The sequence below is a fragment of the Planktotalea frisia genome (genome assembly GCF_001890925.1).
Classification (GTDB): Bacteria; Pseudomonadota; Alphaproteobacteria; order Rhodobacterales; family Rhodobacteraceae; genus Planktotalea; species Planktotalea frisia.
Genome location: NZ_MLCB01000095.1, coordinates 1 through 16,815 on the forward strand (window position 1 = coordinate 1; position 16,815 = coordinate 16,815).

Annotated in this window: 16 protein-coding genes; 5 read left to right on the forward strand and 11 right to left on the reverse strand. The window is 54.0% G+C overall.

The window, feature by feature from the left end; all coding sequences use genetic code 11:
- The first annotated feature begins 104 nt into the window (after positions 1 to 104).
- Positions 105 to 1,700, forward strand: coding sequence for a gamma-glutamyltransferase family protein (locus PFRI_RS06365; protein WP_072629871.1), 1,596 nt, complete (start codon positions 105 to 107; stop codon positions 1,698 to 1,700).
- 61 nt (positions 1,701 to 1,761) lie between these two features.
- Here the strand turns inward: PFRI_RS06365 and PFRI_RS06370 are convergent, their stop codons facing one another.
- The 4 genes from PFRI_RS06370 to PFRI_RS06385 are packed head-to-tail and all read right to left on the reverse strand — an operon-like array spanning position 1,762 to position 6,993.
- Complete coding sequence (locus PFRI_RS06370; protein ID WP_072629872.1) at positions 1,762 to 2,625, reverse strand: isocitrate lyase/PEP mutase family protein; 864 nt, start codon at positions 2,623 to 2,625, stop codon at positions 1,762 to 1,764.
- Positions 2,622 to 3,242 carry a cysteine hydrolase family protein gene (locus PFRI_RS06375; RefSeq protein WP_072629873.1) on the reverse strand — a complete coding sequence of 207 codons (621 nt, stop codon included), beginning with the start codon at positions 3,240 to 3,242 and terminating at the stop codon, positions 2,622 to 2,624. The genes PFRI_RS06370 and PFRI_RS06375 overlap by 4 nt, the downstream gene beginning before the upstream one ends.
- Positions 3,239 to 5,302 carry a hydantoinase/oxoprolinase family protein gene (locus tag PFRI_RS06380; protein WP_072629874.1) on the reverse strand — a complete coding sequence of 688 codons (2,064 nt, stop codon included), beginning with the start codon at positions 5,300 to 5,302 and terminating at the stop codon, positions 3,239 to 3,241. The genes PFRI_RS06375 and PFRI_RS06380 overlap by 4 nt, the downstream gene beginning before the upstream one ends.
- Complete coding sequence (locus tag PFRI_RS06385) at positions 5,299 to 6,993, reverse strand: hydantoinase B/oxoprolinase family protein (RefSeq protein ID WP_072629875.1); 1,695 nt, start codon at positions 6,991 to 6,993, stop codon at positions 5,299 to 5,301. The genes PFRI_RS06380 and PFRI_RS06385 overlap by 4 nt, the downstream gene beginning before the upstream one ends.
- Before the next feature lie 199 nt (positions 6,994 to 7,192).
- Here PFRI_RS06385 and PFRI_RS06390 point away from each other — a divergent pair, with 199 nt between their 5' ends.
- From PFRI_RS06390 to leuD, 3 genes are read left to right on the forward strand one after another with little or no spacing between them, the layout of a single operon-like run.
- A complete protein-coding gene (locus tag PFRI_RS06390) occupies positions 7,193 to 8,011 on the forward strand; it encodes a GntR family transcriptional regulator (protein ID WP_072629911.1) in 819 nt (272 codons plus the stop codon).
- Positions 8,008 to 9,402, forward strand: coding sequence for a 3-isopropylmalate dehydratase large subunit (gene leuC / locus PFRI_RS06395; protein WP_072629876.1), 1,395 nt, complete (start codon positions 8,008 to 8,010; stop codon positions 9,400 to 9,402). The genes PFRI_RS06390 and leuC overlap by 4 nt, the downstream gene beginning before the upstream one ends.
- The gene (gene leuD, locus PFRI_RS06400) at positions 9,402 to 10,025 is read left to right on the forward strand and encodes a 3-isopropylmalate dehydratase small subunit (RefSeq protein ID WP_072629877.1); all 624 of its coding nucleotides are present in this window, start codon (positions 9,402 to 9,404) and stop codon (positions 10,023 to 10,025) included. The genes leuC and leuD overlap by 1 nt, the downstream gene beginning before the upstream one ends.
- Before the next feature lie 58 nt (positions 10,026 to 10,083).
- On the opposite strand, the gene PFRI_RS06405 is transcribed toward leuD, so the two are convergent.
- Both PFRI_RS06405 and rocF read right to left on the reverse strand, forming a co-directional pair.
- Complete coding sequence (locus tag PFRI_RS06405) at positions 10,084 to 11,148, reverse strand: ornithine cyclodeaminase (protein ID WP_072629878.1); 1,065 nt, start codon at positions 11,146 to 11,148, stop codon at positions 10,084 to 10,086.
- 39 nt (positions 11,149 to 11,187) lie between these two features.
- Positions 11,188 to 12,114, reverse strand: a complete 927-nt coding sequence (rocF, locus tag PFRI_RS06410) for an arginase (RefSeq protein ID WP_211317777.1) — start codon at positions 12,112 to 12,114, stop codon at positions 11,188 to 11,190.
- 139 nt (positions 12,115 to 12,253) lie between these two features.
- On the opposite strand from rocF, the gene PFRI_RS06415 reads away from it, so the two are divergent.
- Positions 12,254 to 12,682 carry an Lrp/AsnC family transcriptional regulator gene (locus PFRI_RS06415; RefSeq protein ID WP_072629879.1) on the forward strand — a complete coding sequence of 143 codons (429 nt, stop codon included), beginning with the start codon at positions 12,254 to 12,256 and terminating at the stop codon, positions 12,680 to 12,682.
- 115 nt (positions 12,683 to 12,797) lie between these two features.
- Here the strand turns inward: PFRI_RS06415 and PFRI_RS06420 are convergent, their stop codons facing one another.
- The 5 genes from PFRI_RS06420 to PFRI_RS06440 all read right to left on the reverse strand — a co-directional run bounded on the left by PFRI_RS06420 (position 12,798) and on the right by PFRI_RS06440 (position 16,805).
- Positions 12,798 to 14,342 (reverse strand): glutamate synthase-related protein, encoded by a 1,545-nt coding sequence (locus PFRI_RS06420; protein WP_072629880.1) that lies wholly within the window; start codon positions 14,340 to 14,342, stop codon positions 12,798 to 12,800.
- Between the two features lie 123 nt (positions 14,343 to 14,465).
- A complete protein-coding gene (locus PFRI_RS06425; protein WP_072629881.1) occupies positions 14,466 to 15,284 on the reverse strand; it encodes a siderophore-interacting protein in 819 nt (272 codons plus the stop codon).
- Positions 15,285 to 15,372: 88 nt separating this feature from the next.
- Positions 15,373 to 15,765 (reverse strand): hypothetical protein, encoded by a 393-nt coding sequence (locus tag PFRI_RS06430; protein WP_072629882.1) that lies wholly within the window; start codon positions 15,763 to 15,765, stop codon positions 15,373 to 15,375.
- 105 nt (positions 15,766 to 15,870) lie between these two features.
- Positions 15,871 to 16,437, reverse strand: a complete 567-nt coding sequence (locus tag PFRI_RS06435; protein WP_072629883.1) for a hypothetical protein — start codon at positions 16,435 to 16,437, stop codon at positions 15,871 to 15,873.
- A gap of 14 nt (positions 16,438 to 16,451) precedes the next feature.
- Entirely contained in the window at positions 16,452 to 16,805 is a 354-nt protein-coding gene (locus tag PFRI_RS06440; protein WP_084649626.1) for a DUF2218 domain-containing protein, read from the reverse strand.
- Between the last annotated feature and the right edge of the window lie 10 nt (positions 16,806 to 16,815).

Here is a 16,815-nt window from a genome sequence, read left to right on the forward strand (position 1 = left end):
TCAGACAATTTCCGCGTCATAACCCATGAAAAAATTCGGGTTTTGGGGTAGCAGCGGTATAGTCACGCGATAGCCTTGTCCTGAACCTCAAAGAAAGTGTCCCCATGGAATTTCGCGCCAACCATCACTACCCATCGCGTCGCTCCGCTGTTTTCGCGGATAATATGGTCGCAACGTCTCATCCGCTGGCTGCTCAAGCCGGTCTTGCGATGCTCAAGCGCGGCGGCAACGCGGTTGATGCAGCGATTGCGACGGCGATCACCCTCACGCTCGTAGAGCCTACAGGCAACGGGGTCGGATCCGACGCGTTTGCAATCGTTTGGGATGGCAAAGAACTGCATGGTCTCAATGCCTCGGGACGCTCACCAGCCGCTTGGACACCAGAGCGCTTTGCCGCACAAAAAGAGATGCCCTTTCGAGGATGGGAAAGCGTGACAGTGCCGGGTGCAGTATCGGCTTGGGTGTCCTTGTCTGAACGTTTTGGCGCACTCGCGTTTGCCGACCTTTTTGAACCCGCGATTGCATATGCGCAAAACGGGTTCATTGTAACGCCAGTTATCGCCCAGCTTTGGCAACGCGCAGCCGCTGAGCTCGGCCAGTACCCGGGATTTTCAGAGGCTTTCTTGCCAAACGGCACACCTCCAAAGGCGGGCGAGCGCTTTACGAACCTCCCACTGGCAAAGACCCTTCAGCTCATTGCGAACACCAAAGGCGAAGCATTTTACAAAGGCACATTGGCACAGACAATTTGCGATTTCGCAAAGCAGCATGGCGCAGCTTTGACGATGGCGGACATGGCCGCGCATAAAGCAGATTGGTGCGGCACGATCTCGCAAAAGTTTGACGATGTAGAGCTTCATGAAATCCCACCGAATGGTCAGGGCATCGCAGCACTTATGGCTTTGGGCATTTTGTCCACCACCTCAATTCGAGAACTAGACGCGGATGACCCTCTCGCATTTCACCTTCAAATCGAAGCTATGAAACTCGCACTCGTTGACGCAGAAAACTATGTGGCTGACAGCGATTATATGAACGATGTCACCGCGTCAGACTTATTGGATGAGAGCTACCTCGCAAGCCGTGCCGCTTTGATTGATCTCGGCCAAGCGCAGAATTTCAACATCGGCGCACCCAAAAATGGCGGCACAGTTTATCTGACCACAGCAGATGGTTCCGGCATGATGGTGTCCTTTATTCAGTCGAATTATGCAGGCTTTGGTTCCGGTGTTGTTGTGCCCGGCACTGGTATTGCATTGCAAAATCGCGGCGCAGGTTTTTCGACGGATCCGAACAGTCAAAATCGGGTTGGCCCAAACAAGCGACCCTTCCAAACCATTATTCCTGGGTTCCTTATGGGATCGGACGGACCCCTCATGAGCTTTGGTGTTATGGGTGGCCCAATGCAGGCACAAGGTCACGTTCAGATGGTGCTGCGCACGCGACTTTGGGGACAAGATCCCCAAATGGCGGTAGATGCTCCGCGCTGGCGATTTGTGCAAGGTTTGAACGTCGCCTGTGAAGATACGATGCCTAAAGCGACGCTCGATGCCCTCCAAGCACTAGGGCACGACATATCGCTCGAAGCACCAGACAACGCGTTTGGCTTCGGAGGAGCACAGCTGATTTGCCGTCTAGACAATGATGGATATGCTGCAGGCTCAGATCCACGCAAAGACGGGGCAGCGATGGGGTTTTGAAAGTGCAGCGATAGCCACGCGTTTGCTGACAACGCTCGGCGATAGCAACCGCTTTAGGTCTTCATTCGCCAGAGCCATAGCGCGCACCGCGTTCCAACTGCTCTTTTGTGCCAATCACTTCGTTCAGACCGTCAAAGTCGAACATGCGATCCGCAAACGGCTTGTTCGATCCATTCTTATGCAGACTTTGGTAATAATCCTGAGCCGTGCGCGCCAAAGCACGCACAATACCGCCCGGAAAAATCACAATCGAAAACCCCTGCTCTTCAAGATCATCAGCACCTGTGATCGGAGTTGCACCGCCTTCAACCATATTGGCCAACAGCGGTATACGCGCGCCAAATTGCGTCCCAATAGCTTCAAGCTGCGCACGTGTTTGCGGGGCCTCGATAAACAACACGTCAGCCCCTGCTTCGACATAAGCTTCGGCGCGATCAAGAGCGGCGGAAAACCCCTCGACGGCGATGGCGTCTGTGCGCGCTATTATTAACGTCTCTTCGCTGGCACGCGCATCGGCCATTGCGGCAATCTTACCTGCCATTTCAGAGGTCGAAATCAGCGATTTATCCGCAAGGTGCCCGCAGCGTTTGGGGTAGGTCTGATCTTCCAGTTGCAACGCCGCCGCCCCTGCGCGTTCATAAACACGCATGGTGCGCTGCGCATTCAGCGCGTTTCCAAACCCCGTGTCCGCGTCGATGATCACTGGCAAAGGCGTGCGATCAGCGATCAACGCCATCGTGTCCGCCATTTCACTTGCCGTGCTCAACCCTATGTCTGGCCGACCAAGGCGGGTGTAGGCCACCGCTGCTCCGCTTAGATAAAGCGCCTCAAAGCCAGCATCGGTTGCTAGCGCAGCGCTTAACCCGTCATAAACTCCAGGGGCGATCAAAATCTTGTCGCTTTGCAAGCGCGTTTTCAAGTTCATAGCGCGCCTTCCAGCCAAGTCTGCGCATCTGCACAAGTCATCTGATGTGTGATCGTTCCAAGCGACAAAAGCGTGGCGTCATGGACGTCTTGTTTAAAGGCAGCACAACCATCGCTGAGCATTACCGTTTCGACATTGCGCAAATGTGCATCGCGCAAAGTAGACGCTACGCCGCCATTGGTGACGATGCCGCAAACGATCAGATTATCGATGCCAACAGCACGCATGATGTATTCAAGTCGCGTCTGGTAAAAGGCGGAATACGCAACCTTTTCGATGACAAAATCCGCAGGGTGCAAAGTGTCTACAACTTTATGGCCAAACGATCCGGGCGCAAAGTCGCCTTTGGCAAGGAACGGACGTAACTCTTTGAGATGCGGCGCAATCAAAGGTGTGCCATCGCGGTCAGGAACCAACGTGAACTGCGCGGACAAATATCGCCCGCCTTTCGCCCGTAATGCTGCAACCAGCGGGGCGACTCTGTCAGGCAAAGCCGCAATTGACGCTGCTGATTGCCCCGCGCGACCATAGGCTCCCTCGGGATGAATAAAGTCATTTTGCAGATCAATGCTCAGCAAAGCCGTGCGCGATAGATCCCAAGTGCGCGGATCGCTCATACCGCCCCCTCCTGTTGTTCAATGATGGTATTGCCAAAGGCATCCACGCGCCCTTGCAGCTCAGGCTCGATCAGCACGGTTGTGTCGGGTTGCGTCAGAATTGCGGGACCTTTGATCACTGCTCCGACGGGCAAATTGAGGCGATCATAGATTGCAGTTTCATGCCATTGAGTGCCGAAATGAACGCGGCGGTGAGAAACGGCTGCGACACTGCCCTCGCCAATGGGTGCCAAACTCGCAAGATCGAACTTAGGCCTTTTACCAGTTACCGCACTGCGAAGGTTCAAAATACGACGCACGCCGCCACTCAGTAACCGCCCGAAAGTCGCTTCATAGGCCACATCAAATGCAGCCTCGATCTGCATTTTTGTCGGGACAACAACGCGCGAGCCCGTCACTGCAACATCGATCGGCACAGACACAGTATGAGTTTGACCGATATAGGCCATGTCCAACTCAAAACTCAGCACACGACTGTCAAACTTGGTGCGTGAGGCATCGAGCAATGTGATGCCTTGATCCACATGCGATTGCATGAACCTAGCCAGCGCGTCCTCATCCAGCGTTGCAACCAACGTGTTGATCGTCTGCACAAAATCCTGCCGCATATCCGCGATCACACATCCCATCGCAGAGGTCACACCAGGATAGCGCGGCACAATTGCACGCGCGATGCCCGTTTGTGCGAGCATCGCCCCAGCATGCAGCGCGCCACCACCGCCAAACGGCATAAACACAAAGCGTTTCGGGTCAAATCCACGCTCAATTCCAACAAGCCGGATCGCGCCAGCCATACGGCTGTTGGCCACTGTCAAAATCGCTTCCGCCGCCTGCAAAGTTGTGAGACCCAAAGGCGTTCCGACATGAATATCAATCGCATTGGACGCGGCTTCTACATCGAGCCGTTCCAGTTTGCCGCCAATTGGATTGTCAGGATCAATGCGCCCCAGAACCACATTGGCATCTGTGACCGTTGGTCGATCATTGCCCAGCCCATAAGCGACAGGACCGGGGTTCGAGCCTGCGCTTTGCGGTCCGATATTCAACAAACCGCCCTTATCAACCCACGCAATCGAGCCGCCACCAGCGCCGATTGTCGTGATCTCGATCATCGGTGTGCGCACAACCATACCAAAATCAATCGAGGTTTGCGGGGATAAAATTGATTGTCCGTTATGGATTAGCGACACGTCAAAACTGGTGCCACCCATGTCGCCTGTAATCACATTATCAAAACCAGCAGACCCCGCGATATAGCCCGCTGCAATGACGCCCGCCGCAGGACCAGACAAGGCCGTGCGCACAGGCAGTTGGCAGGCGGTTTCAACGGCCATCACGCCGCCATTGGATTGCACAATCATAAACTCGCCATCAAACCCGCCATCGCGCAGCGCGGTTTCCAAACGGCCCAAGTAGCCAGAGATTTCCGGCTGTAAATAGGCGTTCAATGCAGTCGTGGAAAAGCGCTCGAATTCGCGAATTTCGGGTAGAATTTCGTGGCTGGCCGAGACATGCGCGTTTGGCCAAATCTCACGCACAAGCGCGACTGCTGCTGCTTCGTTTGCAGGGTTTGCATAAGCGTTCGCAAACAAGATCGCGACCGCTTCGCAACCATCGCTTTGTAACGTCTGCGCTGCTGCGCGTACCGCATCCAGATCAACCTTTGTGCGGATCGATCCGTCCGCCAATGTGCGCTCGGGCACTTCCAAACGATTGCGTCGATCAACCACCGGATCGAAATTCCCGCGAAGCCCCCAAGTGCGCGGTCTGTCCCGACGGCGCATTTCCAGCACATCGCGCAGACCGCTCGTGCAGATCACACCTGTCTTAGCGCCTTTGCGCTCTAACAAAGCGTTGGTGCCAGCTGTGGTGCCGTGCACAACAACCGAAACATCGCGCAGATCATCCACCTCGCGTTTGATCCCATCCAGAAAGCCACCCGATTGATCCGGCCGCGTTGTAGGGACTTTGGCGACTGTGGCGGTGCCATCATTCTCGTTGAGTACAAAAACATCTGTGAAAGTGCCGCCAACGTCGACACCGATCATACGCTTGCTCATGATGCAACCTCGCGCCAGTCTGTGCCGTAAGTCTGGTCCGCCGCGTCTGCACTCACCAAGCCGCGCGCAACGTCACGCGCGATGTCGCGCGCTGCGCGCTCAGACACAGGGCCATAGCCACCGCCGCCAGGGGTTTCTAAACGCACCCCTTGGCCTTGGCGCAGCTTTATTCCACGCATTTTCGATACCAATGGCGGGTTTTTCCAGCCGTCATCCTGTTCATACGAAAAGACATTCATCGCTGCGTCCTGACCGTCTGCGATACCTTTAGGAGCGAACTTTCCACGCTCGCCGAACAAGAAAGCTTCGGCACCGTTTTCTTCCAAAACTTCGATCTCATAGATGGCACCGACGCCGCCGCGATGTGCGCCGTGCCCACCGCTATCCGCGCGCAAGCCCCAAGTGCGAAACATTACAGGATAAGCCGCCTCAAGAATCTCCATCGGCGGAATTGTCGCCGTCGAAATAGGCGCGTTGCCATGGTTCAAACCATCGGTTTCCACAGATCCGCCGTGTCCTCCACCATAAAAGCTGAACATTACCCAAGGCTGCCCATTCGCGCGCTTTCCCGCGATAGAGAGCGCGTTGATCGTGCCATAGGCATTCGCCACCACGCGGGTTGGCGCAGCTTTGGCAAAGGCTGAAAACACCACGTCAATCATGCGCAAGATCGTCTCTGTATAGCCGCCCGTGGGGGCGGGAAACTCTGCTGACAAAAGCGACCCTTCGGGCACGATGACGTTAATCGGACGCATGACACCCGCGTTTGCGGGCAAGGTCGGAAAGATATGTTTTACCGCAACATAGGCCGTTGCGACCGTCGTTGGCAGCGCGATATTCACAGGACCCGCACATTGTGGGGCGGACCCTGTAAAGTCCAGCGTCATTTGATCGCCTTTAATCTCTAACGCGACTTTGATGGCAAGCGGTTCGTCAACGATGCCGTCGTTATCAAGAAAATCTTCTGCTTCCCAACGCCCATCAGGCAACTCTTTCAATTCGGACCGCATCAACGCTTCGGCACGATGCCCAAGCGCGTCGAGCGCAGCGGCAACTGTGTCCCCACCATACTCATCCAGCAATTCATCCATCCGCTTGATACCCAGATCAAGTGCACCGAGCTGACCGTTCAGATCCCCCATCGCGGACTGCGGCAGACGTGTGTTACGCAGCAAGATGTCGATGATGTCCTGATTAATCACGCCCGCGCGCGCCAGTTTGACGGGGGGCAGAACAAATGCCTCTTGGAATACATCCGTTGCAGCTGGATTGTAATTCCCCGGAACCGCGCCGCCCACATCATGCCAATGGCCCACAGACGCGAGATAACAAAACAGTTTTCCGTCGCGATAATAAGGACGCACGAGGCGCATATCGCTCAGATGCGTGCCGCCAATATGCGCGTCGTTGAAAATGTAGATGTCCCCATCTGCAAGGTCGCCATCCTTTGCCGCCTTTTCGATAACCGCCCGAACTGCGAAAGCCATAACACCCACAAAGATCGGTAAACCGGACTTGCCCTGAACCAGTGTGTCACCCGTGCGCGCATGATAAAGACCATGGCTGGCATCATGGGCTTCGGCGATTATCGGATTGAAGGCCGCGCGAAACAAAGTCGCATCCATTTCATCGGCAATCTGCTCCATACGTCCTGCAAGAACGGACAGGGTTATCGGATCAATCTTGATCATGGGTGAACCTTTGCCGCGTAGCCGTTCAAAACGTGCAACTCTACAATCCGCATGTGACCCTCGCAAGCTAACTTGTTTCTTTGACAATACAACTTGTGTATTTTCAGTAAGTCAACTTTTCCTTGCATAACGACGGCAATCTGCTTTTCCTTTACCCATCACGCTCGCCAAAAATACCGTTTAGAAAGGTCATGCAGTGTTGGAAGTCGCCAGATCAGCCACATTACCCGAAGGGGCGAAAGCGCGCCGCGTGTATTTGTCCTTGTACGATCAAATCACTGACGGCCGTTTATGCGACGGGGAAATTTTGCCGGGCGAGCAAAAGTTAGCCGAGACTTATTGCGTGTCTCGCGTCACCATACGCCGCGCCTTGGACGTCCTGAGCGCACGCGGCTTGATCGAAAAGCGCGTTGGCAGCGGAACACGCGTGCGCAGCAAGGCCATGAGCGACAAGCGTGCAGCGCTGACATTCAACACGCTCATGCCCCAGCTTGTGGAAATGGGGCAATCGACCACGGCGCGACTTTTGTCGTTTTCCTACAGGCAGCCACCCGACTACGTGGCTCAAGCGTTGGGTCTGGGCGCTGCTGAAAACGCGCAAATTGCGACCCGCGTGCGATTGGCAAACGCAGTGCCTTTCTCATATCTCACGACCTATGTTCCTACGCAAATTGCGCAGAATTATTCGGAAAACGATCTGGCAACGATGCCCTTGTTTAAGTTGCTAGAGCGCAGCGGTGTGCAAATCGGCGCGGCACATCAATCTGTATCTGCCAGTCTCGCGGGGCCGGAAGTGGCCGAGGCGCTCAACCTGGCAGAGGGCAGCGCGCTTCTGTCGCTCAAACGTGTGGTCCGCGATGTAGATGGCAACGGTGTGGAATTCTTGTCCGGTCTTTATCGACCGGATATGTTCAGCTTGGAGATGCCGCTAACCCGCGTTGGCGACGGTGTTGGGCGTCATTGGGAACCCGCAATCGGGCAAGCTGATCAAGATTTGGCAAAGCAGGCAAGATCATGACGCAACCCAAAACCCTCTTGGATAAACTCTGGGCCTCTCACGAGGTTCTGAAACGCGACGACGGGGTATCGCTGCTTTGGGTCGATCGTCATCTTGTGCATGAGGGGTCGCACCATGCCTTTGCCAAAATCGCAGCGCGCGGGCTTGGAGTTGCGGCCCCTCATCTGACTTTCGCAATTGTCGATCATTACGCCCCAACGCGAGAACGCAGCCGTATCAAGGACCCTCAAATCGCGCACATGATTGAAACTCTGCGCGCGAATGCCAAGCGACATGATCTAAAGCTCTTCGACTTGCACGATCCTAATCAAGGCATCGTTCATGTGGTAGGGCCAGAGCAAGGACTTACGCTGCCCGGCCTATTGATCAATTGCGGTGACAGTCACACGTCAACCCATGGTGCGTTTGGGGCTTTGGCCTTTGGCATTGGAGCCACAGAAGTGGCGCATGTGCTTGCGACGCAAACCATTTGGCAACAAAAGCCCAAAGCCATGCGCATCACTGTCGATGGATCCCTTGGCGCGGGCGTCACTGCCAAGGACATTGCGCTGACATGGATTGCGCGTTTGGGCACAGGCGGCGCGCAAGGCCACGCGGTGGAATACGCGGGCAGCACCATCCGTGCCCTGTCGATGGAAGCGCGCATGACACTCTGCAACCTCTCTATCGAAGGTGGCGCGCGCTTTGGGATGGTTGCGCCTGATGAGATCACAAAGAGCTACATCAAAGGTCGCCCCTATGCCCCAAAGGGGAGCAACTGGGAGAAGGCCACCACAGCGTGGGATGCGCTTGTTTCAGACAACGGGGCAACATTCGACATCGACGTTCACATCGACGCATCCGAGATAGCACCGACGGTGACTTGGGGCACCAGCCCTGAGCAAGCTATGCCTGTGACCGCGACACTTCCCGATCTGACGGAGCAGGATCACCAAACTCGAGAAGCGCTGGAATACATGGGTTTGAAGGCGGGACAAAGCCTCGCAGGAACACCGATCGATCAAGTGTTTATCGGCTCGTGCACCAATGGCCGCATAGAAGATCTGCGTGCAGCGGCCAGTGTTTTGAAGGGACGCCGCGCCAAGGTGCCAGGGTTGGTTTCGCCGGGATCGCAGCTGATCAAAGCACAGGCGGAACGCGAAGGATTGGACAAGGTTTTCATCCAATCCGGCTTGGAATGGGCGGCGTCAGGGTGTTCGATGTGCGTCGGCATGAACGGCGATCTTGTGCAAAGCGGCAAGCGCTGCGCGTCTTCCACGAACCGCAATTTCAAAGGCCGTCAAGGCCGCGGAGCACGCACGCATTTGATGTCCCCTGCGATGGTGGCCGCAGCTGCTGTGACAGGCGAAATTTACGATGTGCGCAAACTGCTAAGCGAAGGTGAGATCTAATGGCAGGTTGGCGCGTACATACGGGACAAGCCGTGGCTTTGGCCCGCGCGAATGTGGATACCGACCAACTGATCCCTGCACGCTTTATGTCCGTGCCACGTGTGCAAGGGTATGGTGATTATCTGCTCCACGACGTTCGCCGCACCGAAGCGGGCGACGTGCGCAATGACTTCTCTTTGAATAATGCGCCTAACGCGAGCGTGCTGATCGCAGGGCCAAACTTTGGTAGCGGATCCTCCCGCGAGGCTGCGGTTTACGCGCTTGTCGATGCAGGGGTTCGCGCCGTTTTCGCGCCAAGCTTTGGTGATATTTTCGCAAGCAATGCCATCAACAATGGCTTGCTGCCTGCCCGTATTGACCTCGCAATATATGAAACTCTGGTTTCGCAGCTGGCTGAAGGCACGTGTGAAGCAAAAGTCGATCTAGAGAACAAAACTGCCACGATAGGCCGCGAAACCTTTGCTTTCGCACTGGATGAGACATGGCGCACAAAGCTGATGAATGGATGGGACGACATTGATCTGACGCAGCAGCACGCAGGCGAAATTGCGCTATTTAAAAAGAATTACACGCAAATTACGCCATGGGTTGCACCAGAAGACATCGTTGAATCCACATTATAGGTTGGCGTCCAAAGGGCTTGTATCGCTCTTTATCTTCCCAAGACCTAAGCGGTTTTCGTCACTCCATCGATGCCCTTTGAACCATGCCAAATAGATCCCTTGGATCATCCGGATCAGCGAGCAAGTCGAGTTCTACAAAATGACCCGTGCGCTCTAACTGATCACGGATATATCGCAGTGCTGAAAAGTCTTCCGTCGCGAAGCCAACGCTATCGAAAAGCGTGATCTGGCTTTCGGAGGTCCGACCTTCCGCCTGCCCTGCCATAACTTGCCACAGCTCGGTCACAGGATGATCATCTGGCAATTGCTGGATTTCACCCTCGATGCGCGTTTGTGGTGGGTATTCAACGAAGATGTCCGAGCGCAATAGAATGTCTTTGTGCAGTTCTGTTTTACCCGGACAGTCGCCACCGATTGCGTTGATGTGAATACCAGAGCCAATCATATTGTCTGTCAAAATGGTGGCACATTGCTTGTCTGCGGTACAGGTCGTGACGATTTGAGCACCGGCGGCAGCGTCTTGTGCCGATGAGCACGCCACAACAGTCAGCCCACTTTGCGACAGATTGCGAACCGCTTTTTCAGTCGCAGCAGGATCAATGTCATAAAGGCGCACCGTCTCAATGCCGACAACTTCTTTGAACGCGAGTGCTTGAAATTCGCACTGCGCCCCATTGCCAATCATCGCCATGACTTTGGAATTTTTAGGGGCGAGATACTTGGCAACAACCGCAGAAGTCGCAGCAGTGCGCAATGCCGTCAGAATAGTCATTTCGGAAAATAGAACCGGATAGCCATTATCTACCCGTGCGAGAACACCGAACGCCGTCACTGTCTGAAAACCACGCGCCATGTTGGCGGGATGGCCATTTACATATTTGAAGCCATAAGTTTCGCCATCGCTGGTCGGCATAAGTTCGATCACGCCTTCTTTCGAGTGCGCGGCCACGCGCGGCGTTTTGTCAAACATATCCCAACGCAGAAAATCCGCTTCGATATACTCCGCGATTTCTGCGATCATCTTAGGGGCACCAATGGTGTTCACGATTTTCATCATGTCATCGACACTGACGAAAGGAACCATAGCCAACTTGGACGGGTTAGGATTTGTGGAAGGTGTCATCGGAAATCTCTCTTCATTCATCTTTGGGCGTAATCTTGATCAAAAGCTGCGTGTTGGTCTGTCCAGCACCTTGCGGCCAAGAAGGCTGGCGCAAAGATCGACCATCAGCGTGGCGGTACGTCCGCGTTCATCGAGGAATGGATTGAGCTCAACCAAATCGAGCGATGTCACCAATGCGCTATCGCAGAGCATTTCCATGATCAGATGCGCTTCACGGAACGTGGCACCCCCCGGAACAGTCGTGCCTACCGCAGGTGCGATGTTCGGCTCTAGGAAATCGACATCCAAACTCACATGCAAAACGCCATTGGCGTCTTTGACTTTTTGCAGAAAACGTCTGAGCGGATCGGCAACGCCACGTTCATCAATCGCGCGCATGTCATAAACATCGATGCCACATTGCGCTAAGTGCTCGTTCTCGGATGGATCAACCGACCGTATACCCATCATGCAAACATTCGCCGGATCTATACGATGTTGCAGCGGTGGATAAACATTTTCAAAGCCCGCTTGCCCCGTGAAATAAGCGACAGGCGTACCATGCAGGTTCCCGCTGGTCGTGGTCATAGGCGAATGAATATCGGGATGTGCATCGAGCCAGAGCACAAATTGCGCGCGACCCTGTTCAGCGGCATGGCGCGCAACGCCCGGAACAGTGCCAATCGAGAGCGCGTGATCACCGCCAAGGAAAATAGGCAGGTCCGAGCTTTGCATCGCGTTATAGGCTGCCTCTTCCAACGCCGTCGCCCATCCCACAATTTCGCTAAGATCGTGAATTGCGTCATTTGCATGAGGCAAGGCTTGCGCCGGCTCGACTGTGACATTCCCAATGTCATGAACCGCATAGCCAAGCGCTTCGATCGTTGTTTTCAACCCTGCGGTTCGAAACGCATCGGGGCCCATAACGCATCCCAACTGGCTTGAGCCGCAATCGACAGGTGCGCCTACTAAAGTGCAATTCAACATACGAAACGTCCTCTCTTGAGCAATTTGGACAGAGTATTTCGCATCAAAGAATATACATATAGACAGAAAATTGAACATAACGGTGTTAATTTTTGTCAAAATGCCTATCTAGAATATCACATTGATAGAAAGTGCCGAAATGAGCGAGTTAAACACAACAGACAGAAAGCTACTTGCGATCCTCAGGCAAAACGCACGTGCGTCTATCACGACAATCGCTCAACAGCTTGGCGTTTCGCGCGCAACCGTGCAAGCCAGCCTTGGGCGACTGTTGCAGTCCAACGTCATTCAACGTTTCACGATTGAGGTCGATGTCTCGGCTGGGGTTGATCTTATCAAAGCCGTAATGACGATTGAGGTGCAGGGCAATCTGACGTCTTCCGTCGTGAAAGCGCTCAAGAAAATGCCCGAGATCGTGAGCCTTCACAGCACCAATGGCGCGTGGGATCTGGTGGCCCAGATTGAAACAACCAGTTTGCCAGAATTTGACGGATTACTGCGTCGCACCCGTGAGATAACTGGCATTTTGAACAGTGAAACGAGCATATTGCTCAATACCGCCAAATAAATTGTTCAAGGCGAGATCAATGCCGTGTTCCGTTTCTATCGCGACACTTAGTTTTTGATCTCGCCCTATATTGGCTTTTTGGCTTCACAGCCTCGCTTAATCAATAAACGCCACTCTACGGAGCAGAGCGGCCCACGCCAACGTAGCGAATGCCACTCAGGTCTGCCATATCCTGCTTCCACGCTGTCAAATCGTTCTTATTGAAGTCTGACAAATTTGAATGCCCGCAGGCTCTTGCAAGAACCTGCATCAGCTCCACCGACGCGCCAAAGTAGCGGTTCAGATTTTCCGCTCCGACCTGAACATCCAATCGTTTGCGCAACTCGGGCTTTTGGGTGGCCACCCCAACTGGGCAGTTATTTGAATTGCACATGCGCGCAGCAATGCAGCCAACCGCTTGCATCGCAGAGTTTGAGACCGCAACAGCGTCCGCCCCCAAAGCCATTGCTTTTACAAAATCTTCGGCAACGCGAAGACCGCCTGTAATGACCAATGTCACGTCACGACCCGCTTTGCGATCCAGGTGCGCGCGAGCACGGGCAAGTGCTGGGATCGTTGGGATAGAGATGTTGTTGCGAAAGATCAGTGGCGCAGCCCCTGTCCCGCCGCCACGACCATCTAGAATGATGTAATCCACACTTGCCTCGAGTGCGAAGTCGATATCGTCCTCAATATGGTTGGCCGAAAGCTTGAACCCGATAGGAATACCACCTGAGCGCTCACGAACTTCATCCGCAATTTTGCGAAAATCTGCAGGTGTGTGCAGGTCCGGAAAGGTTGCCGGTGAAATCGCATCTTCGCCCGGATTAAGGCCACGAACTTGCGCAATTTTCCCTTCAACCTTGTCGCCCGGAAGATGCCCGCCAGTGCCCGTTTTCGCACCTTGCCCTCCTTTAAAGTGAAAGGCTTGAACACGTTCGACAAGTTCAGGTTTCCAGCCAAACCGAGCCGAGGCCAATTCATAGAAGTATCGCGTGTTTTCGGCCTGCTCTTCATCCAACATGCCACCCTCGCCAGAACATATACCTGTGCCCGCCATTTGCGCACCACGCGCGAGCGCTGTTTTGGCTTCTTGCGACAGCGCGCCAAAGCTCATGTCAGAGACAAAGAGCGGGATATCCAGTTGCAAGGGCTTCGCGGCATGCGGCCCAATGGTAACAGATGTGGCAACATCCACAGTGTCCAACAGCGGCTTGCGCGCCATTTGTGCAGGTAGGATCTGGATATCATCCCAATGCGGAAGGTCCTTGCGCGGCACCCCCATAGAGCCCATTTCACCGTGATGACCAAGCTTGGACAAACCATCACGCGCCAAGGCGTGGATGCGTGCAACTGTCGGCTCTTCTGGTGTCGGTGTGGCGACAGGGACCTTGGATTTTGGCTCAGGTGCGAGATCTCCTACGGATTGCTCGCCAAGCCGAGTGTGTGTCCCATCGCAATACGGACCATTGGCCGTGGCTTTGCATTGGCATAAGGCCGCAGGTCCTGATTTGTCGGCGATAAACTTGACTGGCGACACATCTGTTCCGGCATGCGATCCATCGCAAAACGGTTGGTTTTTGGATTTGCCACAAGCGCACCAGAAGTAGTTTTTACCTGCTTCGAGCTCTACCATTGCTGGGGATTTCGCGGCGATAATCGGAACAGTTTTCGTCGGCATATGGGTGTCCTTTGCAGTGTTTCTCTTATAGTTGTTCAGTATCGTTCTAACGCTGGCACATTGTCGAGCGATCGGTGCGAAAGATCCCGAGCCTAGTGCGTGGCCCAAAGCGAACGAGCGCCTTCAAGTATTTCCTGCGCGCTTGGCCTGCTGGTGTTCATCCTCAATCAGACCAATTTTCCAATACCCAGAGATGTAAGTGTCATCACGCGGCACATGTTTTTCGTTCGCAAGAAAGTCGCGTAGCGAACGGATCACGCCGGATTCGCCAGCAATGCAGGTCTGCACGCGGCCAGTTGGCCACTCCAAAGATCGAATGAGATCCTCTTGCGCCGTTGAGCGCTGATGCGGATCAGGTTGGATTAACCAATGAACGTCGATGCCTTCTGGTATGTCGATATCTTGGCGATCATCTGCGCTGGTCACCTCAAAAATCGCAACGCCCTTGGCATCGCGTGGCATCGCCTCAAGCGCAGCAGCTGCGACAGGAATAGCCGACGGGTCTGCTGCAACCAAATACCAGTCAGCATTGAACTGCGTCACTTTGGGCGTGCTTGGCCCGCCAAACCCCAAAAAGTCACCGGGCTTTGCATGGCTCGCCCAGCGCGAGGCAGGCCCTTCGTCGCCATGCGCCACGAAATCGATACTCAGCTCTTGGGTTGCCACATCAAAATTGCGCACAGTGTATGTGCGTCGAACAGGTGGTAGACCGTTCTTTAAGCGTGCCACAAAGCTGTCTTTCGCTTCATCAATTTCTGGAAGCATCAGTTTACAATTCCCCCCCTCGCGCCCTTCTGGGAAGCCTGCGAGTTCAGGACCAGAGAACACAACACGGATCATGTTTGGTGTGAGCCGCCATGCCGCTTTTACCGTCAAGATCCTCGGACCTGCACGACTGGTAACTTTGCGCGCCGCTTGTGTAACTTTTGCGAGTAACGTCATGACTTCTCCCCTACTTCTTTGAATCCAGAAAATACGAGCACTCCATCGAGCTTGCATTAAGCGCCGACAGAATGCTGCAAAGTATATATTATTCAGCGACGGGTTTGCGCCACACAAGCACGATCGCTATGGCGGCGATCACTGCAAAGAGAAGACCCGCGATTGCCGCATCAGCTGGCCCGCCCATCAAGCCCATGAAAATCGCATCATGGCCATTCATGAACATCATTGCAAAGCCACCAATCATCACCAAATGGCGTTGCCCCACGACCGCACCGATCAATGCGATGATAATAAGTGTAAGTTGACGACCAAGGAACGCACCTGCTGTGCTGCCAAGGGAAACCGCAGGACCAGTCAATTCAGCCAATCCCGGGTTGGATATCGGGTTCATGTAGGCCGGCAATGTGAAGGCAGCCATGACCAACGCCAAAAGGCCAATCAGGATACGCGGGAGGAGATATTGTTTGTGAAGTGTCATGTTCATTTTCCGAAGATTAAGAGAGAAGGCACAAAGCGCTAACGCGAGGAATGATCGCGCGGCGTAAGACCGCCACGCGAATGCCAAAGATCAATGCTGCGTTCTTTAGAAGTTCACAGTAAGGGAGCCGTTGTTTTCGATGATCTTCGTGAGATCCGTTCCATCGCCAACTGTTACAAGGATCGCGCCGTTTTCAAACGTGTAGGCCGACGCCAATCCTTCAACAAATGCGCCTGCTGCGGTGACTTGAGTGCCCGGTGCGAGAATTTCCACACTTGCGCTAAAGTTCTCATCGCTGGAAGCCGCGATTTCGGCAGAGGTCACTTCACGATCAAGTTCGATATAATAGCGATCAAACGTCGTTTCGTCGTATTTCGTGACCATGAGTTTTTCGAGTTTCGCCACCAAAGTCATTGTGACGCTGTCGCCTGTCGCATCCACATCATAGACGTGAAAAGCAAAGCCCGGCAGTTCAACACCATCAGTGATTGTCACCGCGCTTTTGGCATCGACTGCCATTTCAGCACCACCTGTCGCTTGACCGTTTTGGAAGGTGTTCACGATCTGCTTCAAAGATCCTGCCATTTCGGCAGATGCCGGAAGAGACACCGCAAGAGCGATCACCGCAGCTGTAAAAACAGAATTGCGTAAAGTTGAAAGTTTCTGTGTCATCGTAGGTTTTCCTCTTAAGTTGGTTGGTTTGTTTCGATTTTTTGCCAATCCAGAAAGGGATTTTCACGAAAGGCAAACCGCTCAAGGTGACTGGTCAGAATTCCGATCACTTGATCGAGTCGGGTTTGATCATCAGCTTGGGCCAGTATTTCGAGATCACTATCGCTCGCTGTCAGCTGGCAACGACCAAACGAAAATTCGATACTGCCCTTTGCGTCGCCATGCTCCGCTTTGATCTTTCTGCCAAAGTGATCACAAAGCTGCGCAAGGTAACGGTTTGCGCTGTGGGTTGGGAAGGACGCGATGGCTTTCACTTGTTTGTTCTCCAGTTGTTGAGAAGAACGTAGCGCTGCCAGATTGCCTTGCATATTCGTTCAT